The sequence below is a fragment of the Janthinobacterium sp. MP5059B genome, assembly GCF_001758645.1.
GTDB lineage: Bacteria > Pseudomonadota > Gammaproteobacteria > Burkholderiales > Burkholderiaceae_D > Janthinobacterium > Janthinobacterium lividum.
The window spans coordinates 197,642-221,904 of record NZ_LRHX01000006.1; the positions used below are offsets into that span (position 1 = coordinate 197,642).

Here is a 24,263-nt window from a genome sequence, read left to right on the forward strand (position 1 = left end):
TTTCACTTGGTAAGTCCGTTAACCGTGGCAAAACACGGACAACGGCGCCGATAACTAGCAGATAGTAGAGATAACATGACCTCAGTCCCATTGACCAAATACGGCGCAGAACTCTTGAAAGAAGAGCTGCATCATTTGAAGACCAAGGAACGCCGCATCGTCATCGATGCGATCGCCGAAGCGCGTTCGCACGGAGATTTGTCGGAAAACGCCGAGTACGATGCCGCCAAGGAACGCCAGGCCTTCGTCGAAGGCCGCATCGCCGAGCTCGAAGGCAAGCTGGGTGCAGCGCAAATCATCGACCCGACCGCGCTCGACGCGGAAGGCCGCGTGGTATTTGCCTCGACCGTGAACCTGGAAGACCTGGAATCGGGCCAGAAAGTCACGTACCAGATCGTCGGCCTCGATGAAGCCGACCTGAAAATGAACAAGGTTTCCGTGACGTCCCCGATCGCCCGCGCGCTGATCGGCAAGTACGCCGGCGACGTGGTGGAAGTGCAGGCGCCGTCCGGCCCGCGCGAATACGAAATCCTGGAAGTACTGTACATCTGATGCTGGGCCGCGTGCGCATCCTCGTTGCCACCCTGTGGGCCGGCAGCCTGTGGACCATCGGCTTCATCGTGGCGCCCACCCTGTTTGGCACTCTGAGCGACCGCGTGCTGGCGGGCAATATTGCCGGCAGCATGTTCCGCGCCGAGGCCTGGCTGTCGATCGCCTGTGCGCTGGTGCTGCTGGCCTTGCTGCAATGGGCTCCCGGCGCGCTGGAACTCAAGCGCCGGCGCCTCTTGGCAGCGCTGGTGCTGTCGATGCTGGTGTGCGCGTTGCTCAGCCATTTCGGCATTTCGCCCCTGATGGCTGAACTCAAGGCGCAGGCGCCGTCGGGTATCATGGACGAGGCCATGCGCAGCCGCTTCGGCATGCTGCATGGCGTGTCGACCCTGATCTTTGCCGTGCAGAGCCTGCTGGCGGGCGTGCTGATCTGGAAGCAGCAGTAATCGCCTCGGGTGTTGTCGGATTACGCGCTGCGCGCTAATCCGACCTACATGACATACGTAGGTGGGATTAGCGAGGCCGCAGGCCACGCGTAATCCGACAATCGCCGGCGTGTGAATATCGTAATAGCAATAAAAAAGCGGAGCAGGGAATATCCCGTGCTCCGCTTCTTATTTCAAGCCCGGCCGCCTTGCGGTGGCCGGGTGAACAGGCTTACTTGCTGCCCAGTGCGCTTTTCTTGGCGCTTTTCTGACGTGGCTTGGCACGCTTGATGGAACCGCCTTCGGTAACGCGCTCATTGCCCTTGATCATGACTTTCGTCACGCTCGGGCGCTTGGTGCCGCTGGCGCTGGCCTTGACGATGGTCACTTCGCGCATGCCTTTGCCGGCGCTGACCTTCTCCTTAACCACTTCTTTTTTCGGACGGTAGATTACCAGCAGTTTGCCAATATGTTGTACCGGGGCGGCGCCGAGATTGCCGCAAATCGTATCGTACATTCCGACGCGCGCTTCGCGGTCGTCGCCGAACACGCGGACTTTAATCAGGCCGTGCGAATCCAGGCCAAGGTCGATCTCTTTGAGGACAGCAGGTGTCAAGCCCGCTTCGCCAATAATGACGATAGGCTTCAGCGCGTGTGCTTCGGCGCGCAGTGCGCTGCGCTCTACGGGTGTAAGTTTTAGCATAATAATATTTAGTAATTCCCTTAAAAGCAGTATTCTACGCGAATGGCAAAGAAGAAATTAAACAAAAACTGGTTGCACGACCACATAAATGATCCTTATGTGAAGTTGGCGCAAAAAGAGGGCTACCGCGCCCGGGCAGCATACAAGCTCAAAGAAATCGATGAAGACGAGAAACTGATCAAACCTGGCCAGGTGATTGTCGACCTTGGTTGTACTCCCGGCAGCTGGGCCCAGTACACGCGGCGCAAGCTGGCCGGCAAGGACGGCGGCGGGGTCAATGGTACCCTGATTGGCCTGGACATGCTGGAAATGGAGCCGATCGCCGATTTCCACTTCATCCAGGGCGACTTCCGCGAAGCGCGCGTGCTGCGCCAGCTGGAAGTGGTGTTGCAGGGCCGCAAGGTCGACCTGGTCCTGTCGGACATGGCGCCCAACCTGTCGGGCATCGCCACGGCGGATGCCGCGCGCATGGAGCACTTGATCGACCTGGCCATCGAATTTTCGCAATTGCACCTGAAGCCGTCTGGCGTGCTGCTGGTGAAATGCTTTAAAGACATGGGTTTCAGCCAGATCGTGGAGAAATTCCGCGCTGAATTCAAGGTCGTGGTGCAGAAAAAGCCCAAGGCCAGCCGCGATAAATCGTCGGAAATCTTCCTGATGGGCCGTGGAATCAAGAATCCGCTGAAAAATGCCGTGGAAGAAGATGATTCCGCCCTTGATATTTAAGCGGGAATCCGCACATGGGAACGAGAAGTGCAGTAGCGTCTGATGGCATAAAAGCCTAAATTGTTTATACTGCATTTTTTTGCGTGAACGCGATTTTTTCGCGCGCACGGATCGGCGGGCTTTGGCACGGCCCGCTTATTGCGAGTAAAATCGTGTTTCTAGCTATAGGTAAAGAGATGCGCACTGCATCCAAGGAGTCTTCGTGAATAACATGTTTTCCAAATCTGCCATCTGGGTAGTCGTATTGCTGCTGTTGTTCATGCTGTTCAAGCAATTCGACAGTCATGGCGCCACAGGCGGCAGCAAGGCCATCGCTTATTCCGATTTGCTGGATGAAGTCAAAGCCAAGCGCGTCAAGGATGTCGTGATCGAAGGTTCGTCGATCACCGCCAAGCTGATGGACGACACCAAGGTGCGTACCACCGCCACCAGCCTCGACAAGGGCCTGATCGGCGACCTGCGCGACAATGGCGTGCATTTCGATGTGCGTCCGCCCGAGGAAGCGTCTTTCCTGCAAACTATTTTTGTTTCCTGGTTCCCCATGCTGCTGTTGATCGGCGTCTGGGTCTTCTTCATGCGTCAGATGCAAGGCGGCGGCAAGGGCGGGGCATTCTCGTTCGGCAAGTCGAAGGCGCGCATGATGGATGAAGCCAGCAACACCGTCACCTTCGCCGATGTTGCCGGTTGCGACGAAGCGAAAGAAGAAGTCAACGAAGTGGTCGACTTCCTCAAGGATCCGAGCAAATTCCAGAAACTGGGCGGCCGCATTCCCCGCGGCGTGCTGATGGTCGGTCCTCCGGGCACGGGTAAGACCCTGCTGGCGCGCGCCATCGCCGGCGAAGCCAAAGTGCCGTTCTTCTCGATTTCCGGTTCCGACTTCGTGGAAATGTTCGTCGGCGTGGGCGCCAGCCGCGTGCGCGACATGTTTGAAAACGCGAAAAAGCATTCGCCATGCATCATCTTCATCGATGAGATCGACGCTGTCGGCCGTCACCGCGGTGCCGGCATGGGCGGCGGCAATGACGAGCGCGAACAGACCTTGAACCAGTTGCTGGTCGAGATGGACGGTTTTGAAGCGAACTCCGGCGTGATCGTCGTGGCCGCCACCAACCGCGCCGACGTGCTCGACAAAGCTCTGCTGCGTCCAGGCCGTTTCGACCGCCAGGTCTCCGTCGGCTTGCCCGATATCCGCGGCCGCGAGCAGATCTTGAACGTGCACATGCGCAAAGTACCTATCGGTACCGACGTGAAAGCCGATATCCTGGCCCGCGGTACCCCCGGTTTCTCGGGCGCGGACCTGGCCAACCTGGTCAACGAGGCAGCCCTGTTCGCCGCACGCCGCAGCAAGCGCCTGGTGGAAATGGCTGACTTCGAAGACGCGAAAGACAAGATCTACATGGGCCCTGAGCGTAAATCGATGATCATCCGCGAGGAAGAGCGTCGCAATACGGCTTACCATGAGTCCGGTCATGCCGTCGTTGCCAAGTTGCTGCCGAAGGCTGATCCCGTGCATAAAGTCACGATCATGCCGCGCGGCTGGGCCCTGGGCCTGACCTGGCAGCTGCCGGAACACGACAACTTGTCCGCCTACAAGGACAAGATGCTGGAAGAAATTTCCATCTTGTTCGGCGGCCGTATCGCCGAAGAGATTTTCGTGGGACAAATGTCCACCGGTGCGTCGAACGACTTCTCGCGTGCCACCAAGCTGGCCCGTTCCATGGTGACCCGCTTCGGCATGTCCGACAGCATGGGCGTGATGGTCTACGAAGACAGCGAAAACGAAGGTTTCTTCGGTGGCGCCACCAAGACGATCTCGGAAGCGACCCAGCAAAAGGTCGATGCTGAAATCCGCAACATTCTCGACAAGCAATATGCTTTGGCGCGCACCTTGCTGGAAAGCAACCGCGACAAGGTCGAAATGATGACCAAAGCCTTGCTGGAATGGGAAACCATTGATGCAGAGCAAATCAACGACATCATGGCCGGCCTGGAGCCGCGTCCACCGAAAGTCATCCCGCCACGCCGCAATGCGGGCGGTGATAGCGGCACGGGCGGCATCTCGCCAAACGTGACGGCACCAGCCTGATAACGGCCGCCCCGACCGGCGGCGCGCAATCAAAAGGGTAAGGAGCAATCCTTGCCCTTTTTCGTTGGCGCGCCAGATTTTCCTGACGACTACAAAGATTCACATGCGACACTATTTGCAATTCGGCCGTTTCGGCTTCAACCTGCAGGGCACGCAAGCGCTGGTGATGGGCATCCTGAACATCACGCCCGACTCGTTTTCCGATGCGGGCCAGTATCAACACCTGGAGTTTGCCATTTCGCGCGCCGAGCAGATGATACTCGACGGTGTCGACATCATCGACATCGGCGGCGAATCGAGCCGTCCCGGCGCGCCGCCGCTGCCGCTGCAGGATGAGTTGCAGCGCGTCATGCCGGTGCTGTACGCCTTGCGCGACTGCGGCAAGCCCCTGTCCGTCGATACGTACAAGCCGGAAGTGATGCGCGAAGCCATCCTGGCGGGCGCCGACATGATCAACGACATCAACGGTTTCCGCGCGACCGGCGCCATCGACGCCGTGCGGGACAGCGATTGCGCGCTGTGCATCATGCACATGCAAAGCGTGCCGCAAACCATGCAGGACCAGCCCCAATACGAAGACGTGGTGCGCGAAGTCATCGACTTCCTGCGCGAACGCATCGACACGATGACGGCGGCCGGCATCGACCGCGAACGCCTATGCGTCGATCCCGGCTTTGGCTTTGGCAAGACGGTGGAACAGAACTATGCCTTGCTGCGTGCCACGCGCCAGCTGCGCAGCGAACTGGACCTGCCCGTGCTGGCCGGCCTGTCGCGCAAGTCGATGATCGGCGCCGTCACGGGACGCCCCGTCGAGCAGCGTCTGGCCGGCAGTGTTGCCGGTGCGCTTGCTGCGGTAGCGCAAGGTGCGGAAATTATCCGTGTGCATGATGTAGCTGAAACCGTCGATGCACTGAAGGTCTGGCGCATGGCGCACTGAGCCTGTAAGATTCATTATAAACAACAAAAAGAGAAATACTATGACGCGTAAATATTTTGGTACCGATGGCATTCGTGGCCTGGTGGGCACGGCGCCGATTACCCCCGATTTCGTCATGCGCCTCGGTTATGCTGCCGGCAAGGTGCTGGCCAAGTCGCAAGGCGGCAAGACCCGTCCGACGGTGCTGATCGGCAAGGACACGCGTATTTCCGGCTACATGCTGGAAGCGGCGCTGGAGGCGGGCCTGTCGGCCGCCGGCGTGGATGTGATGCTGGCCGGCCCCATGCCGACGCCGGCAATCGCCTATTTGACGCGGGCCCTGCGCCTGTCGGCCGGTGTCGTCATTTCCGCTTCGCACAATCCGTATCATGACAATGGCATCAAGTTCTTTTCCGGCCAGGGCACCAAGCTGCCCGACAGCGTGGAACTGGAAATCGAAGCGGCGCTCGACGAACCCATGGCTTGCGTGCCATCGGACAAGCTGGGCCGCGCCAAGCGCCTCGATGATGCCCAGGGCCGCTACATCGAATTTTGCAAGGGCACCTTCCCGAACGAGCTGGACTTGCGCGGCCTGAAGATCGTCGTCGATTGCGCGCACGGCGCCGCCTACCATATCGCGCCGCACGTCTTCCATGAACTGGGCGCGGAAGTCATCGCCATCGGCAACAAGCCCGACGGCTTCAACATCAATGCGGGCTTCGGTGCCACGGCAACCAAGGCCATGGCCGAAGCCGTCGTCGAGCATGGCGCGGACCTCGGTATCGCCCTTGACGGCGACGCCGACCGCCTGATCATGTGCGACGCCACCGGGCGTCTGTATAACGGCGATGAGTTGTTGTACGTCATGGTCAAGGACCGCCTGGCGACAGGCCCCGTGGCCGGCGCCGTCGGCACCTTGATGACGAATATGGCGCTGGAAGTGCTGTTCAAGCAGCAGGGCATCGGCTTTGCGCGCGCCAAGGTGGGCGACCGCTACGTGCTGGAAGTCATGAAGGAAAAGGGCTGGATCCTGGGCGGCGAAGGTTCCGGCCATTTGCTGTGCCTGGACAAGCACACGACGGGCGACGGCATCGTCTCCGCGCTGCAAGTATTGTCCGCGCTCAAGCGCAGCGGTCAGAGCCTGCAGCAATGCCTGGCCGAGCTGGTGCTGTTCCCGCAAACCCTGATCAACCTGCGCGTGGCGCCCGGTTTCGACTGGCAGAAAAATGCCGCCATGGTGGCCGAGAAGGAACTGGTCGAGGCCGAGCTGGGCGAGACGGGCCGCGTGCTGATCCGCGCTTCGGGCACGGAACCGCTGATCCGCGTAATGGTGGAAGCGAAAGACAAGGAGAAGGCCGAGTCGATGGCGCGCCGCATCGCCGATAAAGTGACCGCGTGACAGGCAGGAACCGATAGTTATTTCCATCTAATTCGTCTATGGCAATTGACGAAATTGGGTAGGGGCGTTATTATCTTGTCTTCGGAGTGTGGCGCAGCCCGGTAGCGCACCTGGTTTGGGACCAGGGGGTCCAAGGTTCGAATCCTTGTACTCCGACCAAAGTCATAAGCGGGCTGTCAGAAATGACAGCCCGTTTTCTATTCCGCGCTGGCATTTCATTGCTGGCGCGCATGGATTAAAATACTGCACCTCTCCGCCCATCGTTCAACGGATAGGACAACGGTCTTCTAAACCGTGAATGGGGGTTCGATTCCCTCTGGGCGGACCAGTTTCATACTGGCCACGATCATGCGGCGGCAAACTGCCGCAACGCAGCTCCTCTTTCCCTCCATTCGGTTTTCGCGCAGCTGCTCACGGCTGCGCAAACAGTACCACGCTCAGCAAATACAGCAGTGGCGCCGCGCACAGCAGCGCCGAGCATGCCGAAATGATTTTTCTGTTGGCCAGTCGGGCCAGGCGCAGTCGTTCCCGCACGGGCAGGTGCTGGCGGAGCACCTTGCGTGCGCGTGGCTGAAACGGTTGTTCATGCATGGGGACTCCCTCGTCGGTCGGCAGTGGATGCCGCCAAGCATAGCGAGGGGAGTCTAAAAATAGTGTAAACAGTGGGCCTGGCGCCGCAAGTGCGGCGTAAACAGGCCGCGCGTGTGGAGGGCGGCAGCGGGCGCTGGTGCGCCGCTGCCGTTCATGCGGCTTACTTTCCTTGGCGGCGGCGTGCCAGGAAGCCCAGCAGGCCCAGCCCGGCGAGCAGCATGGCATAGGTTTCAGGTTCCGGCACGGCGGAAATGAAGGCCCTGTAGTTGCTCAGATCCTTGGGCAGGCCCGCCACCGTGAAGGTGGTGCCGGCAGCCACGGGTGCGGCCCAGTGGAACACCAGTTCGCCCTGGCCGAAGTGGATGGCCAGGTAGTCATAGGCGGCCGCGCTCGTATAGGAATTGACACCGCCACTCAAGCCTGCCGTGGTGCCGGCAGTGCAACCCGAGGTGGCGTTGTCGCAATACGAGACGGCGGAGCCCAGGCTGGTGCCGAACACGCCATTGATATAGCCCTGGATGTCCGAGGGACTTTGTGGTACCAGGTTATCGTCATAATATTTCACCTGCAGTGCTGGCGATGGTGAATAGGTGACGGTGCTGCCGGCGATGACGAAACCGCTGGCCGGACCCACATCCACCCAGGTGGCCGCTTGCGCCGCACTTGCCAGTACAGTCATTGCGGCCAGCATGGATGCCTTGATGGCAATGCTCTTTATGCTTTTCATGAAAATCCCCTTGTGCTTGAGACAGTCGCTTCATAGTGTCGGGACGCGTCCCTGCATGCCGGGGAAGTCATCCCATTGCCCGTTTTAGCTGCTTTTACCTATTTCCTGCGCGTAGTGAATACGCATATGAAAGCTTACTCTTGATATAAATTAATACAATTTTAATAATTCTATTGGCTGGCTTGACAACATCGTATATGGCTATGTTTGGCTGTGCCAGCGATAGCCATCATGAGGTTGGGAAATGGCGTGACAAAGGCGCCAGTTTGTGCTGGCGGCGTCTTGCCTTGGGGAAGGGAGGGGGCGTCAGTCGCTGTTGTTGCTGACGCCAAACAGGCGATCCTTGGCGTTGAGCAGTTTTTGCACCTTGGCGCCCATTTTCATCAGTTGCGCCATCGATTCGGGCGACAGGCGCTGCAAGTCGTCGAACCAGGTGTTGGCCAGGTCGACCAATTCATACATTTCGCGCATGCGCTCCTGCGCATACTGGTCCACGGGTTCCGTGGCCGGCGCCAGCAGCGATTCGCGCAGCACCGTCAGGGTGGGGGCCACTTCGCGGCGGCGGCGCTCGGCGGCCACCACGCGGAAGATTTGCCACACATCGCCCAGCGAGGAAAAATACTCGCGCCGATCACCGGGAATGCGCGACTGGCGTATCAAGCCCCAGCCCTGCAATTCCTTGAGGCCGATGCTCACGTTCGAGCGTGAAAAACTCAGGTGTTCCGCGATTTCATCCGCGTGTAAAGGATGCTCCGCGACAAACAACAAGGCGTACACTTGCCCCACCGTACGGTTAAAGCCCCAGCGGCTGCCCATCTCGCCGAAATGGCTGACGAAGGTCAGGATCAGCGGCGTCATTTGGATATGTTGAGTTTTCATAATTATCTGAATTTTTTCACGCCGCACCCGCAGGGTCAATTGATATATGTCATGTTTCGCAGTATTATACAAAATATCGAATTTACAGAAAATTCTGAAAACTCAAAAAATATAGATATGCCGATCACGCCCTTGTCCTTGCCCCGCTTTATTCTTCCCCGTGTCGCCAGCCTGGCGCAGGGCGGTGCCGCCTTGCTGTGGCTGCCACAAGCGGCCTTGCTGGCCTGGGCCGTGCAAGCCATGCAGGGCGGTGCGCCCTGGCGTGCGGCCCTGCTGTCGGCCGCTGGCGTGCTGCTGCTGGGTGTGCTGCGCGCCGGCTGCGAAGCGTGGGGCGCGCGGCGCATGTATGCGGCGGCGCGCGAGCACCTGTCGACCTTGCGCGCGCAAGTGGCGCAAGCGCTGGCGCAGCGTTCGCCGCTGGACCGCCAGCGCGCCCAGTCGGGACAGGCGGCCAGCATCATCGCCGAACAGGCCGAAGCCATCGTGCCGTATCTGGTTCGCTACAAGCCGGCACGCTGGAAAGTCATGCTCGTACCGCTCGTGATCCTCGCCGTGGTGACGCCGCTGTCGTGGATCGCCGCCTTGATCCTGCTCATCGCCGCGCCCCTGATTCCCGTCTTCATGGCCCTCGTCGGCATGGGCGCGCAAGCGGCCAGCCGCGCGCAGATGGTGGAAATGGGCAGCATGAACGCCTTTCTGCTGGACCGCCTGCGCGGCCTGGCCACCTTGCGCGCGCTCGACGCCGTCGACGCCACGGCTGAACGGCTGGACGCCTCGTCGCAATCCGTGCGCCGGCGCACGATGGTGGTGCTGCGCATCGCTTTTTTGTCGTCCGCCGTGCTGGAACTGTTTTCCGCGCTGGGCGTGGCCATGGTGGCGGCGTTTATCGGTTTCTCCTTGTTGGGCAGCATCAATTTCGGCACCTGGGGCCGGGAACTGAACCTGGGGCAGGGCTTGTTCATCCTGCTGCTGGCGCCCGCGTTTTTCGAGCCCTTGCGCGAACTGGCCGCCGTCTGGCATGACAAGGCAGCCGGCGAAGCGGGCCTGGCCGGCTTGCACGACCTGGCGGGCGAGGGCGTGCCCCTGCCTGGCGCGCAGGTACTGCCTGCCGTCGTCTCCGCCGCAGCCATGGCGGTGGCGGCACCGCCCGCCGTGGAGCTCCGGCAATTGCGCTTTGCCCATCCTGGCGAAGCGCCCGTGTTCGACGGCTTCGACTTGAAGGTGCTTGCCGGCGAGCACGTCGCCTTGCTGGGCGCCAGCGGCGCCGGCAAGACCACCTTGCTGTCCTTGCTGGCCGGCTTGCTGCCCGCCAGCGGCGGCGAGATCCGCATCGGCGGCGTGCGACTGACCGACAGCACCGTCAATACCTTGCGCCAGCGCATGGCCTGGATGGGGCAGCGCCCGCACGTGTTTGCCGCGTCCGTCAGCCAGAACGTGACCCTGGGCCGCGTTGGCGCGAATGCCGCGCAAGTGACGCAGGCCCTGCACCTGGCCGACCTGGCTGCCGTGGCGCAGGCGCAGCCGGCCGTCATGCTCAGCGATGGCGGCCAGGGCTTGTCCGGTGGCGAAGCCGTGCGCCTGGCCCTGGCCCGCGTGGCCCTGCATCCGCATGCCGACCTGCTGCTGGTCGATGAACCGACGGCGCACCTGGACAGCGAAACGGCGGCGCGCGTGACGGATGCCTTGCTGGCACTGGCGAAAGGCAAGACGATGATTGTCGCCACACACGACCCCGTGCTGGCCGGCCGCCTGCAGCGCACGGTGCAGGTCGATGCCCGAGCCCTGGTACAGGAGCAGCAGGCATGAAATATTCACTGATACGCAACCCCGTCCTGCGCCAGTTGCTGCTGGCCCAGCCCGGCAAGCTGATCGGCGGCGCCTTGCTGGCGGCCCTGACGGCGGTGTCCGGCATGGCGTTATTGGGCTTGTCCGGCTGGTTTATTACCGCCACCTCGATCGCCGGCCTGCATGCGTCCACCGCGATCCTGTTCGACGTGTTCGGCCCGTCGGCCGGCATCCGCCTGCTGGCCATTGGCCGCACGGGCTCGCGCTATGCGGAGCGCCTCGTCACGCACGACGCCACGTTCGCCGCGCTGGCCAGCATCCGCGTGCGGCTGTTCCGCGGCTGGTCGCGCCCGGAAGCGGCCTGCCGCCTGCTGCGCCAGCCCGCCAAGCTGCTGTTCCGGCTGACGGCCGATATCGACGCGCTCGAATCGCTGTACTTGCGCCTGCTGGTGCCTGCCTTCACGGCCTTGTGCGCGGCCTTGCTGGCCGGCGTGGCGCTGGGCGTGATGCAGTGGCAGCTGGGCCTGGGGCTGGCTGCATGGCTGCTGGCCGCCGGCGGCGGCATCAGCTGGGCCGTGGCGCAGCGCGCCCGCCGTCCCGCCATCGTGCGTTCGCGCGCCATTGAAAAATTGCGTTCGGGCACCATCGACCTGGTGGCGGGCCAGACGGATCTGGTGATGGCGGGCCGCATCGACGCCCAATGCGCGGCGCTGGCGCAGATCGACCGCTCGCTGGCGCAAGCCGATTTTGCCCTGCTGCGCCTGGAGACGGCTGCCGGCGCCGCGTATGGCGTGGCGGGCAGTGCGACCCTGGCTGGCGTGCTGTTGGCCGTGGCCGCGCTGCTGGAGCAGCAGGCGCTGAACGTGCCGCTGGCGGCCCTGGCCCTGCTGATCGCCCTGACGGCCGTGGAACCGTTTGCGGGACTGCGCCGCGGCGCGCTGGAAGCGGGCCGCATGCTGCTGGCCATGCGCCGTCTGGCGCCGCGCCTGGCCGGACGGGACGTAGCGGTGCCGCCCGTGGATGCCGCGCCGGGCTTGCGCCTGGAACGCGTGAGCGCCGCCCATGCGGGCAGCCATGTGGCCATCTTGCATGACGTATCGCTGCACATCGCGGACGGCGAGCGCGTGGCCTTGATCGGCCCCAGCGGCGCGGGCAAGTCGACCTTGCTGGCCATCGCCGCGCGCGAACTGGCGCCGCTGTCGGGCACGGTAGCCGCGCCGCGCGCCTGCCTGTTTACGCAGAAGACGGAATTGTTCCAGGACACCTTGCGCGACAACCTGCGTCTGGCGGATCCGTCCGCCAGCGATGAACGCCTGTGGGAAGCGCTGCAGGCAGCCGGCCTGGACGACGAAGTGCGGGCCTTCGCGGACGGCTTGGGCACCATGCTGGGCGAGGGCGGCTTGGGCTTGTCGGGCGGCCAGGCGCGGCGCCTGGCGCTGGCGCGGCTGTTCCTGCACGAGTCGACCTTGTGGCTGCTCGACGAAGCGACGGAAGCGCTGAATGCGCAGACGGCAAGCGATGTCCTGCAGCGCATGCGCGCGCGCAGCGAAGGGCGCAGCTTGCTGATCGCAACCCACTTGCGGCGCGAAGCGGCGCTGGCGGACCGGCTGCTGCGCATCCGCGACGGCCGTATCGTCGAAGAGCTGCGGCGCGGCACGGATGGCTTCGAAGCGGCCCTGGCGGGCTTGCGGGGGGATTAACAAGAACGGAGACAGGCGGTACCGCAGGCCTGCCTGAGGGCAGCGGAACCAATCGAATCGCATCAGATAGATACCAAGTTTACAATTACAGTAGGGAAACACCAAGGAAATCATATGGACTTCGATATTGTCGCTTTATCCAGACTGCAGTTCGCGCTGACAGCTCTGTACCACTTTATATTTGTTCCGCTGACGATCGGCCTGTCAGTGATCCTCGCCATCATGGAGACGGTTTACGTGATGACGAACCGCCCCATCTGGCGCGACATGACCAAGTTCTGGGGTGTCTTGTTCGGCATCAACTTCGCCATGGGCGTGGCGACGGGCATCGTCATGGAATTCCAGTTCGGCATGAACTGGAGCTATTACAGCCATTATGTGGGCGACATTTTCGGCGCGCCGCTGGCCATCGAGGGCTTGATGGCCTTCTTCCTGGAAGCGACCTTCGTCGGCCTGTTCTTCTTCGGCTGGGACAAGCTGTCGAAGCGGGGCCACCTGGTCACGACCTGGCTGGTGGCCATCGGTTCGAACTTCTCGGCCCTGTGGATCCTGATCGCCAACGGCTGGATGCAAAATCCCGTCGGCGCGGCCTTCAATCCGCAAACCATGCGCATGGAAGTGACGGATTTCGGCGCCGTGCTGACGAATCCCGTGGCACAGGCGAAATTCGTGCACACGGTGTCGGCCGGCTATACGGCCGCTGCCATCTTCGTGCTGGGTATTTCCGCCTGGTATCTGCTGAAGGGCCGCCACGTGCAGCTGGCCAAGCGCTCGATGACGGTGGCCGCCTCGTTCGGCCTGGCCGCCTCGCTGTCGGTGGTGGTGCTCGGTGATGAAAGCGGCTACCTGTCGTCCGAACATCAAAAGATGAAGCTGGCCGCGATTGAAGCCATGTGGACCACGGAGCCGGCCCCGGCCGCCTTCACGGCCATCGGCTTCCCTGACGCGAAAGCGCGCGAAACGCATTACGCCGTGCACATCCCGATGGTCATGGGCTTGATCGGCACGCGTTCGCTGACGACGGAAATCCCCGGCATCGAGCAACTGGTCGACCGCGGCGAGCTGCTGATCAAGGATGGCATCAAGGCGTATGACGCGCTGCAAACCATCCGCGGCGTGGCGCCGGGCAGCCCCGTGCCGCAAGAGGCGAAGGACATGTTCGAGTCGAAAGGCCAGTCCATGGGCTATGCCTTGCTGCTGAAACGCTACGTGGATGACCCGCGCCAGGCCACGCCCGAGCAGATCCGCAAGGCCGCGCTCGATACCGTGCCGCCCGTGGCGCCCCTGTTCTGGTCCTTCCGCGTGATGGTGGGCCTGGGCATGTTCTTTATCTTGTTGACTGGTACGTTCTTCATCCTGTCGACGCGCCGCACCCTGGACAAGCACCGCTGGCTGCTGAAGCTGGCCGTGTTCGCCATCCCGCTGCCATGGGTGGCCATCGAGGCGGGCTGGATCGTGGCCGAAGTGGGCCGCCAGCCGTGGGTGATCGAAGGCGTGCTGCCAACGGCCGTGGCCGTATCGAACCTGGGCGCTTCGACCCTCTTGATCACGATTGCCGGCTTTGCCGCCATCTACACGGTGCTGTTGATTATCGAAATGAAGCTCATGCTCAAGGCCATCCGCAAGGGGCCGGAAGAGAAGGCGCCGGCCCCCGTGCCAGCCCCCGCTGCCATTCAGACTCAACGCGCCTAAGGAGGGCCAGACCATGATTTTGCATGAAATGATTTCTTACGAAACACTGCGCCTGATCTGGTGGCTGCTGATCGGCATCTTGCTGGTGGGCTTTGCCATCACGGACGGCTTCGACCTGGGCACGGGCATCCTGCTGCCCTTCGTCGGCAAGACGGACCTGGAACGCAGGGTCGTCATCAACAGTATCGGTCCCGTGTGGGAGGGCAACCAGGTGTGGCTGATCCTCGGCGGCGGCGCCATCTTTGCCGCCTGGCCGCAACTGTACGCCGTCTCGTTCTCGGGCTTTTACCTGGCCATGTTCGTCATCCTCGTGGCGCTGATCGTGCGTCCCGTGGCCTTCAAATTCCGCAGCAAGCGCGAAGATCCGCGCTGGCGCGCCCGTTGGGATGCGGCCCTGTTCGTGGGCGGTTTCGTGCCGGCCCTGATCTGCGGCGTGGCGATCGGCAACGTGCTGCAAGGCGTGCCGTTCCGTTTCTCGCCAGACATGCACATCTTCTATGACGGCAGCTTCTTTGCGCTGCTCAACCCGTTCGCCCTGCTGTGCGGCCTCGTCTCGGTCGCCATGCTGGTGATGCACGGCGCCACCTGGCTGCAGCTGAAAACGGATGGCGCCGTGGCCGAACGGGCGCGCCGCTACGGCAGCGTGGCGGCGATCGCGACAGTGGTGCTGTATGCGCTGGCCGGCGTGGCCCTGTGGCTGTGGGTCGATGGCTACCGCATCAGCAGTACGGTGGTGGTCGACGGTCCGTCGAATCCGATGCTGAAAACGGCGGAAGTCCACGTGGGCGCCTGGTTCCTCAATTTTGCCGCCCATCCGTGGACCTGGATCGCCCCAGCGCTGGGCCTGCTTTGCCCGCTGCTGGCCTTCGCCTTCCAGCGTGCGCGCCGCGAAGTGCCGGCCTTGCTGGCCAGCGCGGCCGGCGTCGCCGGCATCATCCTTGGCGTGGGCGCGGCCATGTTCCCGTTCATCCTGCCATCGTCGATCGACCCGCGCGCCAGCCTGACGGTGTGGGATTCCTCGTCCAGCCACATGACCCTGTTCATCATGCTGGTCGTCACGGCCGTCTTCATTCCCCTCATCGTGGCGTACACGACGTGGGTATATAAAGTGCTGTGGGGCAAGGTTGATGAAAAAGCAATCAAGGACGACAGCGGTCACGCCTACTAAGAATCAACGAAAGGATATAACTATGTGGTATTTCGCCTGGATACTGGGACTTCCGCTGGCGGCGACTTTCGCCGTGCTCAACGCGATGTGGTATGAAATCGCCGATGGCGACACGACGCCCGAGCAGTACCGCGACACCTCGAAATAGGAAGGTGCCGGCTAGACTGGCCCCGCCCCGTGCGCATGCATCGGGCGGGGCTTTTACTTTTATCACAGCAAAATGAATTCGCCGCGGATGCGCAGCTTCATGCCGCGCGGCGCATCGGCGCCCGCCGCCACGGCCCAGGCCGTGATCCATTGCGCGCAGCGTTCCCGTTCGGCCGCGTCGTGCAAGCGTTGCAGGCGTGCACCGGCCCGGTCGATGCGCTGGGCCAGATACAGGCGCTGATCGATGGGATCCGTCTTTTTGCTGTAATGCTGCATGGCTTTTCCTTCCCGCGTGGCAACTTCATTTGTCATGGCATAGCCATGTACGCGCGGGCGGGGCGGCCGGATTCAGTTTCGGCAAAAAAAAAGCCACCGCAAGGGTGGCTGATGGAGGGAGATGTCTTCAGGAGGGCGTCTTGCCGGCCGGTTTTGGGGTGGCAATGGCGATCGGGTCGCTGGCCGGAAAGCTTTCCTTCAGCGCTTCATCGAGCGCTTCCTCCGCATGGCTTTCATTGGCCGGCGTGGGCGAATCGCGCTCCGGTGGCGGGGCGGGTGCGGTGGCGGCGTTGGTGCTCGAATGCATGATGATCCCCTTGCGGTGGTGCGCCAGGCGGCCGGAATGGCCGTGGCGCGTGCTGATGCTTCCAGCCTAGCACATCGCGCAAAAAAGGCGCGCCCGCTGCGCCTGCCGACGGGGACGGTGGCGGCGTCTGCTACACTGCGCTCCACTTTTATCGACGGAACCGCCATGACCTCCCTTTCCTTGCCGTACCGCGCCACCGCCTTTGACGCCTGTGCCTGGCTGGCTGAACAGACGGGCACGCCTTGGACCCTGGCACGTTTGCTGGAGCAGGGCGGCTTGCCCTACGTCTGGCTCGATTACAGCGAAGAATGGGCCGAGCTGTTCCATGACGGCGTGACGCGCTATGCGGCGCCTGTCGTGTTCATCGGCGACAAGGAGCACCTGGCCTCGGGCGCCGATGACGTGTGGCTGCGCTTTACGCGCGACTCGGGCAACATCGCCATCGAGCTGAAGGCGCCGGGACTGCGCGTGCCGGTCGATGGCTTGCACTTCCAGGAGCGCGATCTGTTGCGTTTGCTCAAGGAACTGCAGCATCCACAGCCGGACCCGGCCGAAGCTGAAAAAGCGGCGCCGGTGGTCTTGCCCAGCGCCTTGAAGGGCCTGGGCCGCGAGCAGATTTTGATTGCCTTTGCCGGCGTGGGCAAGATCGACCTGGACAAGGGGTTGGCCAGTGGCGTGGGCATCTTTGGCGACGATGGCGCGCGCGTGCGCAAGAATTCGCGCGGCGGCAAGAACAGCCACCTGTGGCATCCGGTGACGTTGGCGTTCGGCTTGCACGATGTGCACCGCGTGCCGATGGCGCACCTGAAGAAGGCCTTCGCCACGCAAGCGTTGCTGCGCGAATGGAAGGCGGACTGGCTGGAATCGCTGCGCTTGCTGGGCGAGTAATAATATTGAATCGAACCCGCCACGCCTCGTGATGCGCGGTAGCCACGACGGCGTCTTGTGTGGCGGCATCAGCCTTTCGATACTTTATTCACTCTCCTCGATTCTGCCACCGCCTTGCGTATAGCACACTCTGTAATCCGCCTCGCATTGCCACGTTCCAGCTGTGTTGGAGGAACAATATTGCCGTTTCTTCGAGCACAGTTCCCGGTCTGCATCTGTTTTCGCAACGGCCAGGCAAATGGAGACGGTACTGACATTCCTCATCTCACAAGCCTGTACCTGGGCCGCTGCAACTTGCTCTTTGCCTGCGATGCATATTTGTTGATTGGTCCCGCAGCTCGTCACGCATTGACGGCCCGCGTCGGAGTCCGGGGGGATAAAGCGATAGCTGGTGCAGCCGGCCAGACTGATGGCGAAACAAATCGCCACAGCAAGGCGTGACAAGAAGGGATTGTGGATTTGCAAGGTACGCATGCTTGAAAAGTGCTTTCCCGTCTAGATGAATTGGGTTGAATATCGTATATATTGATATTCTGACAGGCGATCTTTTCACGAACAATGCACTGCAATAACTGTTACATCTTAGCGGGTGGAACTGCGTCTGGACAACGGTGCTGTGCGAGCGAGAAGCCGGGCAGTTTTACAGTTCGATCGGCGCCACCTCGGTGCCGATATCGGGCGCCGCGTAATGCATGCTGAAATACACGAAAGCGCCGATGTTGATGGCGACCGTGATCCAGAACGCGGTGCGGAATGAACGCTTGCTGGACTTGTGGCGCAGCCATTGCTGCGCCAGTACGGCGCCCGGCCAGCCGCAAAACAGTCCCAGCAGCAACAGGGTGCGTTCCGGCGTGCGCCAGCGTCCCTGTTTTGCGGCGGACTTGTCGATCGCATAGGCAACGAAACAGCTCAGGCTCAGCACGCCATACACGAGGGCGACCAGGGCGGGAATGTGGAAAAAGAAAGTGGCCAGCAAATACAGAACAACAAAGAACAGGATGACAAGGTAGGGCATATGATGTGTTTGCTTGAGCGGGGGGCGTGAGTATCCCACAAGGGGAGCGATGCTGCAGCTTAAAACAAACAGCCTTGGGCCGTATCGATGGGCACGGCGCGGCGGCGGGCGTGGCCCGTTTTCAGCGCTTCGCGGTCGCTGGACAGGGCGATGCCTTCCAGGGCCAGCAAGGTTTCCTTGGCATGCAGTCCACCCGCAAAGCCCGTCAACTCGCCCGTGGCGCCGATGACGCGGTGGCAGGGGGCGATGATGGAAATGGGATTCTTGCCGTTGGCGGCGCCCACGGCGCGCACGGCGGCGGGACGGCCGATCTGGCGCGCGATCTCGCCATAGCTGCGCGTCTGGCCGTACGGTATCGTCAGCAGCGCACGCCACACTTCCTGCTGGAAAGGCGTGCCGGCAAAATCGAGCGGCACGTCGAATTGCTGGCGCGTGCCGGCGAAATATTCCGCCAGCTGGCGCGCCGTTTCCTGCAGCACGGGGCAACTGTCATCGACGCGCATCGCGCCCAGACGCACGCGGTTGGGCTTGTCGTTTTCCCACAGGATGGCGGTCAGGGCCGCGCCGCGCGCCACCAGAGTCAGCTCGCCCACGGGCGAGGGCACCACGATGCAGTCGTATTCCATGTTTGTTCCTTGATCAGATGGCGCCAGTTTAGCAGGATGGCGGCAGCGTGCATGTCGTCTGCACGATCGCGTGTAGGATAGCCTTTTTCGGCCCGGAGAATGTGCTTTGACGACGATCCCTACCTATGACGATATCCGCGCGATTGCCGCTCGGCTGGTGCGGCAGCAGTATCCCACGGCCGTGGCGGCCATCATCGGCGGCTCGTTCGCCACGGGCCGGCAGACGCCCAGTTCCGATATCGACTTGCTGCTGCTGTTCGAGCACCTCGACTGCGCCTGGCGCTCGACCATCGTGGCCGAAGGGCGCACGGTGGAACTGTTCGCGCATGACGTGGCCACGTTCACGTATTTTTGCAAGGAAATCGATGCACCGGGCGGCACGGTACCGCTGGCGAGGATGGTGCTGGAAGGCGAGAACATCGCCGCGCCCGGACCGCAGCACGCGCAGCTGCTGGCGATGGCGCAAGCCATCGCCGCCGCCGGGCCGCCCGTGCTCGATGCGGACAATTTGCAGCGGCGCCGCTACGCCATCACCACCTCGCTGGAAGACCTGGTCGACAGCCGTCACCCGGGCGAGGCGCTGACCGTTGCCTGCCAGTTGTATCCGGCGCTGGCCGACCTGCACTTGCGCGCGGCGGGCCAGTGGAGCGGCAAGGGCAAGCACCTGTTTCGCCGCCTGCTGGCGTTCGACGCCTATATCGCCGGGCAACTCGATGGCGCGCTGCGCCTGGTGGCGGCCGACTTGCCGGCCGGCCAGCATGCGTTCGGGCAGGTTGCCGCCGCCGTGCTGGCGCCGGTCGGCGGCCCCTTGCTCGATGGCTTTACCTTGCCGGCGCCCGCGCACTGGCGCAGCGCGCCGGCAGGTTGAAGCACTGCAGCCCGCTTAAAACGCCGTGCGCACGGCCAGGCTGATGTTGCGCGGTTCGCCCCAGAACACGCCGTCGAAGAAGCCCACGTTGCGGTAGTACTTTTTATCGAGCAAGTTATTCACGTTCAACTGCACGCTGGCATGCTTGCTGAGCGCATAGCTGGCCATGGCGTTGACCAGTGCATAGCCGGCCTGCGGGATATCCGTGATCGTGCCCGATGGCGGGCGGCCGTACCACGATTCACTGTAGGTGGCGCTTTGCGCCGTCATGCTGGCGCCCGCTTTCAGGCCAGCCAGGCTGCCGTCGAAGCGGTAGCTGGTGGCCAGGCGCAGCAAATGGCGCGGCTGCGTGGTGGCGGCGCGGCGGCCATCGGCCTCGGCCGCGTGCAGGTAGGTATAGCCGCCGCTCGCTTCCCAGGCGGGCGTGATCTGGCCGGAGACGTCGAATTCCACGCCCTTGGCCGTCACGCCGGCGCCATTGGCCACCATGGCCTGGCCGCCGTCGGGCAGCAAAAAGCCGGGCGGCACCGTGCGGTCGAGTTCCGCCAGGTTCTTTTTCTTCGTGTGGAACAGGGCGGCCGACGCATTCAGCTTGCCTTCATAGAATTCGCCCTTGATGCCCAGTTCAGCATTGTCGCCCGTTTCCGGCGCCAGGAACTGGTTGTTGCGGTCCTTGCTCGATTGCGGGTTGAACAGCTGCGTGAAGCTGGCGTAGGCCGAAAATTGTTTGTTGATGTCGAACACGGCACCCACATACGGCGTGACTTCATTGCGCGTTTCCACGAAGTCGCTATTGTCCGTGTGCACGCCTCGCGTATCGTAGTTGCGCGTATCCGTGCGGTATGTGCTGCTGCGCGCGCCGATGATCAGGTGCAGCGGGTCGGCCAGGCTCAAACGCGTGGCCACATAGCCGCCCGCCAGGCGCGTCACGGTTTCCGTGTGCGAGCCGTCCGGGTGGAACACGGGGCGGGGAATGTTGCCCGTCCAGCTGCGGTAATCGGGGATGAAGTCCGGGTAATTGATTTCCGCTTCGCCGCCCAGCGAGCGCGAGCGCTGGTTGCCGCCGTTCCAGCCGACGATGGCCGTGTGCTTGCGTCCCAGCAAGGTAAAGGGACCGCTGGCGTACACGTCGAAATTGTCGCTGTTCTTCTTGCCTGCGCCCCAGGCGCCCGTCCACAGGCGCATGCCTTCACCGGTAGCCGGGTCGGGATGGCCCGCGCCCGCATAGGCGACGGTGGTGCGGTTCGTGCTTTCCGTGCGCGCATAGCCCAGGTGCATATTCCAGTTACCGGGCAGGCGCTGGTCCAGCGATGTGAATAGCGTGTGCTGCTTGTTGGCCCAGGTGCTCCATGGCGTCGTGAAACTGGTGTTGCGCGGCAAATTGGCCAGGCTGCCATCTGCGTTCCAGTACGGCACGGCGCCCCAGGTGGCGCCCGTGGGCTTGTTGTCCTGGAAATCGACGCCGGCCGTCACCAGGGTGCCGGGGCGCACGTCCGCCTCGACGATGACCATGCCGACCGTCTTGCGTTCGTGATACATGTCCAGGTAGGAATCGCGTTTTTGCCAGGCCAGGGCTGTGCGCGCGCGCACGCTGCCCTCCGCGTTGAGCGGCGTGGAGAGGTCGGCCTCGACGCGCTGATCATCCCAGCGGCCCATGATCAGGCCGGCGCTGGCCTGGAATTCCTTCGTCGGCCGCTTGCGTATCATGTTGATGGTGGCCGACGGGTCGCCCGTGCCGCCCATCAGGCCGGTGGCGCCGCGCACGACCTCGATGCGGTCGTACAGGATCGTGTCTTGCAATGGCGCATTGCCGCCGCGCGCCATGCCGTCGATCTGGATATTGTCGATGCCGAAGCCGCGCGCATAAAAGGTCGTGCGCTCCGTATCGTTCTGGCCCACCTGGATGCCTGTCGTCTGTGCCAGCGCCTGGTCCAGGCGCACGGCGCCCAGGTCGTCGAGCAGCTGGCGCGTGATGACGCTGACCGATTGCGGCGTTTCGCGCAAGGACAGGTCCATGCGCGTGGCGCTGCGCGCTTCGCCCGCCGTGTATGACTGCGTGCCTTCCGTGGTAGCCGTCGACTGGCCCAGCACGGTGACGGCTGGCATGGTGACGTCGGCCGCAGCGGCGTCGGCAGCCTGTGCCGGCAGGACCACGCCGGCGGCAAGGCTCAGCAGGGCGATGTGCAGCAGGCGGGGGAGGGGGCGTAAGGCGGGCTGGTGCGAAGAAGAAAATACGGTAGTCGATTGCATCATTTTCCTGGAATATTGTAGTCGTGTGTTGTCCTATCTCGTCTGGCGAGGTGCGCAGTAGCTGGGGGGATGGCGTGATGCTGGCCCGTGGTCTGGCTTGGATAGCAGTTCCACCGCAAGGCCCGGCGCGGTCGGGCAGTGGAAAAGAAGGGCGCGCGATTCCCGCCACTTTCGTGAATAAGAATCATTATCAATATAGGCGATATTTGCCAAATAATCAAGCGTGCGCACCAAAAGAGTGCAGGCAGAAGTGCAGGCAGACCCGGGGCGGCGCATCGGCGGGCCTTCTGCGATAATGCAGGCGCTGATAAAATATTTTCCTCATTGAAAGAAATGCATGCGTACATGGATCGCTTGTGCCGGATGGTTGTGTGTCGTGTCGCTGGGCCAGGCCCAGGAACACGCGCCGCCGCCGGCTGTTCCCGCGCCGCTGCAGAGCGCCAGCGTGCCCGCCGCCGCCGTATCGCCACCCCTTGCGCCTGCCACGTCTGCCATACCCGCCGCGGCACCGGTATCGGCACCGGCGCCAGCGGCGAGCGCAGACGAAGCCTTGCCACCGCAAATGGTGACGATCACGGCCAGCAGCGACGCCAAGGCGCCGCGCATCCGTTTCACGGCTTACCGCGAAAGTTATCTGACGGCCAGGAAAGTGTGGCAAGTGTCGAGCGGCAGCGTGGTCATGGCCCTGCGCCTGATTCCGGCCAAGCTGAGCGCCACCATCGACGACGTGCGTGTGGCCTTGCAAGGCAATGGCGCGCCTGTGCCGATCAAGGTCTCCAGCGGCGGGGTGTTTGTCGTGCCGCTCAACGATGACATCGCCGCGCAGGACGGCACTTTCCTGGTGAACAAGGGCAGGGGGGAGCTGACGGCGAATATCGTCCTCCAGCCGTCTGTGGCGCGCGATGCCTGGAACGTAACGCGCGTGGGGCAGGTCTTGCAGGACGCCAGGCGCGCCGTGCGGGCCATCACGCCATGGTACAAGCGGCCGTTCGCCAGCGATGTGCAATCGCTGGCGTTTTGCGCGGCCGAGCGGGGCAGCGCCTTGCAGTTGATGGATGGCGAGCAACTGATCGCCACCTTGCCCATGAACGAGTCGGCCGTGAATGACATCAACCAACCCGTGTTTTGCAAGATTTTCGACGGCGAAGACAAATACCCGGGACACTACCGCGTCGTCATGCCCGAGCAAGCCACGGTGCTGCTGCTGTAGAGGTCAGTTTGGCTGGCGCTGCACCATTTCCAGCGCCGCCGCCAGGGCCAGGTCCATCGTGGCCTGGTGGAAGATCAGCCATTGCGGCAAGAGCGACAGCGCATGGCGGCCCTGTTCCAGGTCGCCTTCATCGACGGCGGCCCAGGCATGGTGCAAGCCGCTGAGCACGCGCGCATGCTGTTCGCGGTGGTTGGCCAGCGAAGGAAAGGCGATCTGCTCCATCAAATCCTCTTCCTCGCGGAAGTCGCGTTCGACGGCCGCGATCAGTTCGCGAAACGCCACGCTGAAATGCTGGTCGCCCAACTGCTGCAGCCGCGCCAGCTCCTGAAACAGCGCCTCATGCGCCTCGTCGATGACGGGAACCCCCAGCGCCATCTCATCCTTCCAATGCGATTTACCCATGCTGATGCTCCAGGTTAAGTCCGTCACGGTGCGAAGCGGACTGTTCCAGTTTGGGCGCAGCAAAGGTGGAAATCCATGATCTGGATCAAAAGTACGGCGAAGAGGGGGAGCAAATCAAGGCAAAAATAAATGGGAGGAGAGAACAAATCCCCACCCGCAAAACAAAGCGGTTTTAACGATGCAATCCACTACCGAGCGCCGCTGAAAAACGCCGCTGGCAAGGCGCCGCGCCGAAGGCAGTACGAATGTACGACGAGGCACGGCAACGCAGTCAGCGACGTTTTCTCAGCCGCGCGTCTTATTGTTCTCAGCCGCGCGTCTTATTGTTTAGGCCAGTGGGCCCACATGCCTTGCGCATCGACATTCGGCACCTGCAATTGCTGCCCGGCGGACGTTTGCATCGTATCCCTCAGCACGAGGGGCACGAGCATCAAGGCCGACAGGGCAAGGCAGGCCAGCACTTTGAGCGTCAACATGGTCGTCTCCTGATGAGCCGGTGGCGGCGCGGGGTTGCGGCGCCTGCCGGTCACTTCAATCGCGTACGCATATCTTTATTCCATGCTTGCAGTTTAGCCCACCTGGTCGTAACTTCAACTTATTGCTGTGATGCACTGCACCAGTTCGCCTGCTGCCAGGGGCTATTTCGCCTTGCGCCCGCGTCGTGGCTTGCCTGCCGGGGGCAGGAAGGAATCGAACCACACTTGCGTCAATTGCCGCGTATTTTTCGCCGCTTCGCGCTTGACGGCGGCCGTCGCATGGCCGCGCGCCGTGTTGGCGATGCGGTTGGCGGCGCTCAGGTACATGCTCATCCAGGGGTTTTTCATGGCTAGCCTCGCAGACTGTGGGTGGGGCGGCGCGGATATGTCTCCATGCCGCCATGCCGCTACTGTAGTCCGATGGCAGGCGCTGACTGTGCGCCTGCCCACAT

At 62.5% G+C, this 24,263-nt stretch carries 26 protein-coding genes and 2 tRNA genes; 16 read left to right on the forward strand and 12 right to left on the reverse strand.

What is annotated here, in order from left to right:
* Nucleotides 1–75 precede the first annotated feature (75 nt).
* Together greA and JAB1_RS05665 are read left to right on the forward strand one after the other, a co-directional pair.
* Nucleotides 76–552, forward strand: coding sequence for a transcription elongation factor GreA (gene greA, locus JAB1_RS05660; protein WP_034757428.1), 477 nt, complete (start codon nucleotides 76–78; stop codon nucleotides 550–552).
* Nucleotides 552–995 carry a DUF4149 domain-containing protein gene (locus JAB1_RS05665; RefSeq protein ID WP_170846433.1) on the forward strand — a complete coding sequence of 148 codons (444 nt, stop codon included), beginning with the start codon at nucleotides 552–554 and terminating at the stop codon, nucleotides 993–995. The genes greA and JAB1_RS05665 overlap by 1 nt, the downstream gene beginning before the upstream one ends.
* A gap of 211 nt (nucleotides 996–1,206) precedes the next feature.
* Here JAB1_RS05665 and JAB1_RS05670 read toward each other — a convergent pair whose 3' ends face one another.
* Nucleotides 1,207–1,677, reverse strand: coding sequence for a YhbY family RNA-binding protein (locus JAB1_RS05670; protein WP_010397237.1), 471 nt, complete (start codon nucleotides 1,675–1,677; stop codon nucleotides 1,207–1,209).
* A 42-nt stretch (nucleotides 1,678–1,719) separates the two neighbouring features.
* Between JAB1_RS05670 and JAB1_RS05675 the strand changes: the two genes are divergently transcribed.
* The 6 genes from JAB1_RS05675 (at nucleotide 1,720) to JAB1_RS05700 (ending at nucleotide 7,132) form a co-directional block, all read left to right on the forward strand.
* Nucleotides 1,720–2,403, forward strand: a complete 684-nt coding sequence (locus JAB1_RS05675) for an RlmE family RNA methyltransferase (RefSeq protein ID WP_034757436.1) — start codon at nucleotides 1,720–1,722, stop codon at nucleotides 2,401–2,403.
* A 202-nt stretch (nucleotides 2,404–2,605) separates the two neighbouring features.
* Nucleotides 2,606–4,489, forward strand: a complete 1,884-nt coding sequence (gene ftsH / locus JAB1_RS05680; RefSeq protein WP_034786027.1) for an ATP-dependent zinc metalloprotease FtsH — start codon at nucleotides 2,606–2,608, stop codon at nucleotides 4,487–4,489.
* Nucleotides 4,490–4,592: 103 nt separating this feature from the next.
* Nucleotides 4,593–5,426 carry a dihydropteroate synthase gene (gene folP, locus JAB1_RS05685; protein WP_070279803.1) on the forward strand — a complete coding sequence of 278 codons (834 nt, stop codon included), beginning with the start codon at nucleotides 4,593–4,595 and terminating at the stop codon, nucleotides 5,424–5,426.
* Nucleotides 5,427–5,466: 40 nt separating this feature from the next.
* Nucleotides 5,467–6,804 carry a phosphoglucosamine mutase gene (gene glmM / locus JAB1_RS05690; RefSeq protein WP_070279137.1) on the forward strand — a complete coding sequence of 446 codons (1,338 nt, stop codon included), beginning with the start codon at nucleotides 5,467–5,469 and terminating at the stop codon, nucleotides 6,802–6,804.
* Nucleotides 6,805–6,886: 82 nt separating this feature from the next.
* A tRNA-Pro gene (locus JAB1_RS05695) sits at nucleotides 6,887–6,963 on the forward strand.
* Nucleotides 6,964–7,057: 94 nt separating this feature from the next.
* Nucleotides 7,058–7,132: transfer RNA gene (locus JAB1_RS05700), tRNA-Arg, on the forward strand.
* A gap of 83 nt (nucleotides 7,133–7,215) precedes the next feature.
* Here JAB1_RS05700 and JAB1_RS05705 read toward each other — a convergent pair.
* From JAB1_RS05705 to JAB1_RS05715, 3 genes are all read right to left on the reverse strand, one after another.
* Complete coding sequence (locus tag JAB1_RS05705; RefSeq protein ID WP_034786023.1) at nucleotides 7,216–7,395, reverse strand: hypothetical protein; 180 nt, start codon at nucleotides 7,393–7,395, stop codon at nucleotides 7,216–7,218.
* Nucleotides 7,396–7,555: 160 nt separating this feature from the next.
* On the reverse strand, nucleotides 7,556–8,122 hold the full coding sequence (locus tag JAB1_RS30200; RefSeq protein ID WP_070279138.1) for a PEP-CTERM sorting domain-containing protein: 567 nt from the start codon (nucleotides 8,120–8,122) through the stop codon (nucleotides 7,556–7,558).
* Nucleotides 8,123–8,428: 306 nt separating this feature from the next.
* Entirely contained in the window at nucleotides 8,429–8,980 is a 552-nt protein-coding gene (locus JAB1_RS05715; RefSeq protein ID WP_170909696.1) for a GbsR/MarR family transcriptional regulator, read from the reverse strand.
* 138 nt (nucleotides 8,981–9,118) lie between these two features.
* On the opposite strand from JAB1_RS05715, the gene cydD reads away from it, so the two are divergent.
* The 5 genes from cydD to cydX all read left to right on the forward strand — a co-directional run bounded on the left by cydD (nucleotide 9,119) and on the right by cydX (nucleotide 15,494).
* On the forward strand, nucleotides 9,119–10,807 hold the full coding sequence (gene cydD, locus JAB1_RS05720; protein WP_070279139.1) for a thiol reductant ABC exporter subunit CydD: 1,689 nt from the start codon (nucleotides 9,119–9,121) through the stop codon (nucleotides 10,805–10,807).
* A complete protein-coding gene (locus JAB1_RS05725) occupies nucleotides 10,804–12,486 on the forward strand; it encodes an ATP-binding cassette domain-containing protein (protein ID WP_070279140.1) in 1,683 nt (560 codons plus the stop codon). Before cydD ends, JAB1_RS05725 begins: the two co-directional genes overlap by 4 nt.
* A gap of 114 nt (nucleotides 12,487–12,600) precedes the next feature.
* Nucleotides 12,601–14,178 (forward strand): cytochrome ubiquinol oxidase subunit I, encoded by a 1,578-nt coding sequence (locus tag JAB1_RS05730; RefSeq protein ID WP_070279141.1) that lies wholly within the window; start codon nucleotides 12,601–12,603, stop codon nucleotides 14,176–14,178.
* Between the two features lie 13 nt (nucleotides 14,179–14,191).
* A complete protein-coding gene (cydB, locus tag JAB1_RS05735) occupies nucleotides 14,192–15,346 on the forward strand; it encodes a cytochrome d ubiquinol oxidase subunit II (RefSeq protein ID WP_034786019.1) in 1,155 nt (384 codons plus the stop codon).
* 22 nt (nucleotides 15,347–15,368) lie between these two features.
* Complete coding sequence (gene cydX, locus JAB1_RS05740; protein ID WP_034786017.1) at nucleotides 15,369–15,494, forward strand: cytochrome bd-I oxidase subunit CydX; 126 nt, start codon at nucleotides 15,369–15,371, stop codon at nucleotides 15,492–15,494.
* A gap of 62 nt (nucleotides 15,495–15,556) precedes the next feature.
* Here cydX and JAB1_RS05745 read toward each other — a convergent pair whose 3' ends face one another.
* Both JAB1_RS05745 and JAB1_RS05750 read right to left on the reverse strand, forming a co-directional pair.
* Nucleotides 15,557–15,805: a hypothetical protein gene (locus tag JAB1_RS05745; RefSeq protein WP_139144438.1), complete on the reverse strand. Its 249-nt coding sequence runs from the start codon at nucleotides 15,803–15,805 to the stop codon at nucleotides 15,557–15,559.
* Between the two features lie 91 nt (nucleotides 15,806–15,896).
* The gene (locus JAB1_RS05750) at nucleotides 15,897–16,076 is read right to left on the reverse strand and encodes a hypothetical protein (RefSeq protein ID WP_034786014.1); all 180 of its coding nucleotides are present in this window, start codon (nucleotides 16,074–16,076) and stop codon (nucleotides 15,897–15,899) included.
* 165 nt (nucleotides 16,077–16,241) lie between these two features.
* Here JAB1_RS05750 and JAB1_RS05755 point away from each other — a divergent pair, with 165 nt between their 5' ends.
* The gene (locus tag JAB1_RS05755; RefSeq protein ID WP_070279143.1) at nucleotides 16,242–16,964 is read left to right on the forward strand and encodes a hypothetical protein; all 723 of its coding nucleotides are present in this window, start codon (nucleotides 16,242–16,244) and stop codon (nucleotides 16,962–16,964) included.
* Between the two features lie 640 nt (nucleotides 16,965–17,604).
* Here JAB1_RS05755 and JAB1_RS05760 read toward each other — a convergent pair.
* Both JAB1_RS05760 and JAB1_RS05765 read right to left on the reverse strand, forming a co-directional pair.
* Nucleotides 17,605–17,979 (reverse strand): DUF1294 domain-containing protein, encoded by a 375-nt coding sequence (locus tag JAB1_RS05760; RefSeq protein ID WP_070279144.1) that lies wholly within the window; start codon nucleotides 17,977–17,979, stop codon nucleotides 17,605–17,607.
* A 59-nt stretch (nucleotides 17,980–18,038) separates the two neighbouring features.
* Nucleotides 18,039–18,605, reverse strand: a complete 567-nt coding sequence (locus JAB1_RS05765) for a methylated-DNA--[protein]-cysteine S-methyltransferase (RefSeq protein WP_071653300.1) — start codon at nucleotides 18,603–18,605, stop codon at nucleotides 18,039–18,041.
* Between the two features lie 106 nt (nucleotides 18,606–18,711).
* On the opposite strand from JAB1_RS05765, the gene JAB1_RS05770 reads away from it, so the two are divergent.
* A complete protein-coding gene (locus JAB1_RS05770) occupies nucleotides 18,712–19,473 on the forward strand; it encodes a nucleotidyltransferase domain-containing protein (protein WP_070279145.1) in 762 nt (253 codons plus the stop codon).
* 15 nt (nucleotides 19,474–19,488) lie between these two features.
* On the opposite strand, the gene JAB1_RS05775 is transcribed toward JAB1_RS05770, so the two are convergent.
* On the reverse strand, nucleotides 19,489–21,723 hold the full coding sequence (locus tag JAB1_RS05775) for a TonB-dependent siderophore receptor (protein WP_175445024.1): 2,235 nt from the start codon (nucleotides 21,721–21,723) through the stop codon (nucleotides 19,489–19,491).
* Between the two features lie 337 nt (nucleotides 21,724–22,060).
* Between JAB1_RS05775 and JAB1_RS05780 the strand changes: the two genes are divergently transcribed.
* The gene (locus JAB1_RS05780; RefSeq protein ID WP_139144439.1) at nucleotides 22,061–22,933 is read left to right on the forward strand and encodes a hypothetical protein; all 873 of its coding nucleotides are present in this window, start codon (nucleotides 22,061–22,063) and stop codon (nucleotides 22,931–22,933) included.
* A 3-nt stretch (nucleotides 22,934–22,936) separates the two neighbouring features.
* On the opposite strand, the gene JAB1_RS05785 is transcribed toward JAB1_RS05780, so the two are convergent.
* The 3 genes from JAB1_RS05785 to JAB1_RS29375 form a co-directional block, all read right to left on the reverse strand.
* Nucleotides 22,937–23,335 (reverse strand): hemerythrin family protein, encoded by a 399-nt coding sequence (locus JAB1_RS05785; RefSeq protein WP_034786005.1) that lies wholly within the window; start codon nucleotides 23,333–23,335, stop codon nucleotides 22,937–22,939.
* A 320-nt stretch (nucleotides 23,336–23,655) separates the two neighbouring features.
* Nucleotides 23,656–23,811 carry a hypothetical protein gene (locus JAB1_RS29820; protein ID WP_161789600.1) on the reverse strand — a complete coding sequence of 52 codons (156 nt, stop codon included), beginning with the start codon at nucleotides 23,809–23,811 and terminating at the stop codon, nucleotides 23,656–23,658.
* 162 nt (nucleotides 23,812–23,973) lie between these two features.
* Nucleotides 23,974–24,159: a hypothetical protein gene (locus JAB1_RS29375; protein WP_099387374.1), complete on the reverse strand. Its 186-nt coding sequence runs from the start codon at nucleotides 24,157–24,159 to the stop codon at nucleotides 23,974–23,976.
* Nucleotides 24,160–24,263 lie beyond the last annotated feature (104 nt).

Coding starts and splice junctions, on each gene's coding strand:
- greA (WP_034757428.1), top strand. CDS start 76: ATGACCTCAGTCCCATTGACCAAATACGGCGCAGAACTCTTGAAAGAA.
- JAB1_RS05665 (WP_170846433.1), top strand. CDS start 552: ATGCTGGGCCGCGTGCGCATCCTCGTTGCCACCCTGTGGGCCGGCAGC.
- JAB1_RS05670 (WP_010397237.1), bottom strand. CDS start 1,677: ATGCTAAAACTTACACCCGTAGAGCGCAGCGCACTGCGCGCCGAAGCA.
- JAB1_RS05675 (WP_034757436.1), top strand. CDS start 1,720: ATGGCAAAGAAGAAATTAAACAAAAACTGGTTGCACGACCACATAAAT.
- folP (WP_070279803.1), top strand. CDS start 4,593: ATGCGACACTATTTGCAATTCGGCCGTTTCGGCTTCAACCTGCAGGGC.
- glmM (WP_070279137.1), top strand. CDS start 5,467: ATGACGCGTAAATATTTTGGTACCGATGGCATTCGTGGCCTGGTGGGC.
- JAB1_RS05705 (WP_034786023.1), bottom strand. CDS start 7,395: ATGCATGAACAACCGTTTCAGCCACGCGCACGCAAGGTGCTCCGCCAG.
- JAB1_RS30200 (WP_070279138.1), bottom strand. CDS start 8,122: ATGAAAAGCATAAAGAGCATTGCCATCAAGGCATCCATGCTGGCCGCA.
- JAB1_RS05715 (WP_170909696.1), bottom strand. CDS start 8,980: ATGACGCCGCTGATCCTGACCTTCGTCAGCCATTTCGGCGAGATGGGC.
- cydD (WP_070279139.1), top strand. CDS start 9,119: ATGCCGATCACGCCCTTGTCCTTGCCCCGCTTTATTCTTCCCCGTGTC.
- JAB1_RS05725 (WP_070279140.1), top strand. CDS start 10,804: ATGAAATATTCACTGATACGCAACCCCGTCCTGCGCCAGTTGCTGCTG.
- JAB1_RS05730 (WP_070279141.1), top strand. CDS start 12,601: ATGGACTTCGATATTGTCGCTTTATCCAGACTGCAGTTCGCGCTGACA.
- cydB (WP_034786019.1), top strand. CDS start 14,192: ATGATTTTGCATGAAATGATTTCTTACGAAACACTGCGCCTGATCTGG.
- cydX (WP_034786017.1), top strand. CDS start 15,369: ATGTGGTATTTCGCCTGGATACTGGGACTTCCGCTGGCGGCGACTTTC.
- JAB1_RS05745 (WP_139144438.1), bottom strand. CDS start 15,805: ATGACAAATGAAGTTGCCACGCGGGAAGGAAAAGCCATGCAGCATTAC.
- JAB1_RS05750 (WP_034786014.1), bottom strand. CDS start 16,076: ATGCATTCGAGCACCAACGCCGCCACCGCACCCGCCCCGCCACCGGAG.
- JAB1_RS05755 (WP_070279143.1), top strand. CDS start 16,242: ATGACCTCCCTTTCCTTGCCGTACCGCGCCACCGCCTTTGACGCCTGT.
- JAB1_RS05760 (WP_070279144.1), bottom strand. CDS start 17,979: ATGCCCTACCTTGTCATCCTGTTCTTTGTTGTTCTGTATTTGCTGGCC.
- JAB1_RS05765 (WP_071653300.1), bottom strand. CDS start 18,605: ATGGAATACGACTGCATCGTGGTGCCCTCGCCCGTGGGCGAGCTGACT.
- JAB1_RS05775 (WP_175445024.1), bottom strand. CDS start 21,723: ATGCAATCGACTACCGTATTTTCTTCTTCGCACCAGCCCGCCTTACGC.
- JAB1_RS05780 (WP_139144439.1), top strand. CDS start 22,061: ATGCGTACATGGATCGCTTGTGCCGGATGGTTGTGTGTCGTGTCGCTG.
- JAB1_RS05785 (WP_034786005.1), bottom strand. CDS start 23,335: ATGGGTAAATCGCATTGGAAGGATGAGATGGCGCTGGGGGTTCCCGTC.
- JAB1_RS29820 (WP_161789600.1), bottom strand. CDS start 23,811: ATGTTGACGCTCAAAGTGCTGGCCTGCCTTGCCCTGTCGGCCTTGATG.
- JAB1_RS29375 (WP_099387374.1), bottom strand. CDS start 24,159: ATGAAAAACCCCTGGATGAGCATGTACCTGAGCGCCGCCAACCGCATC.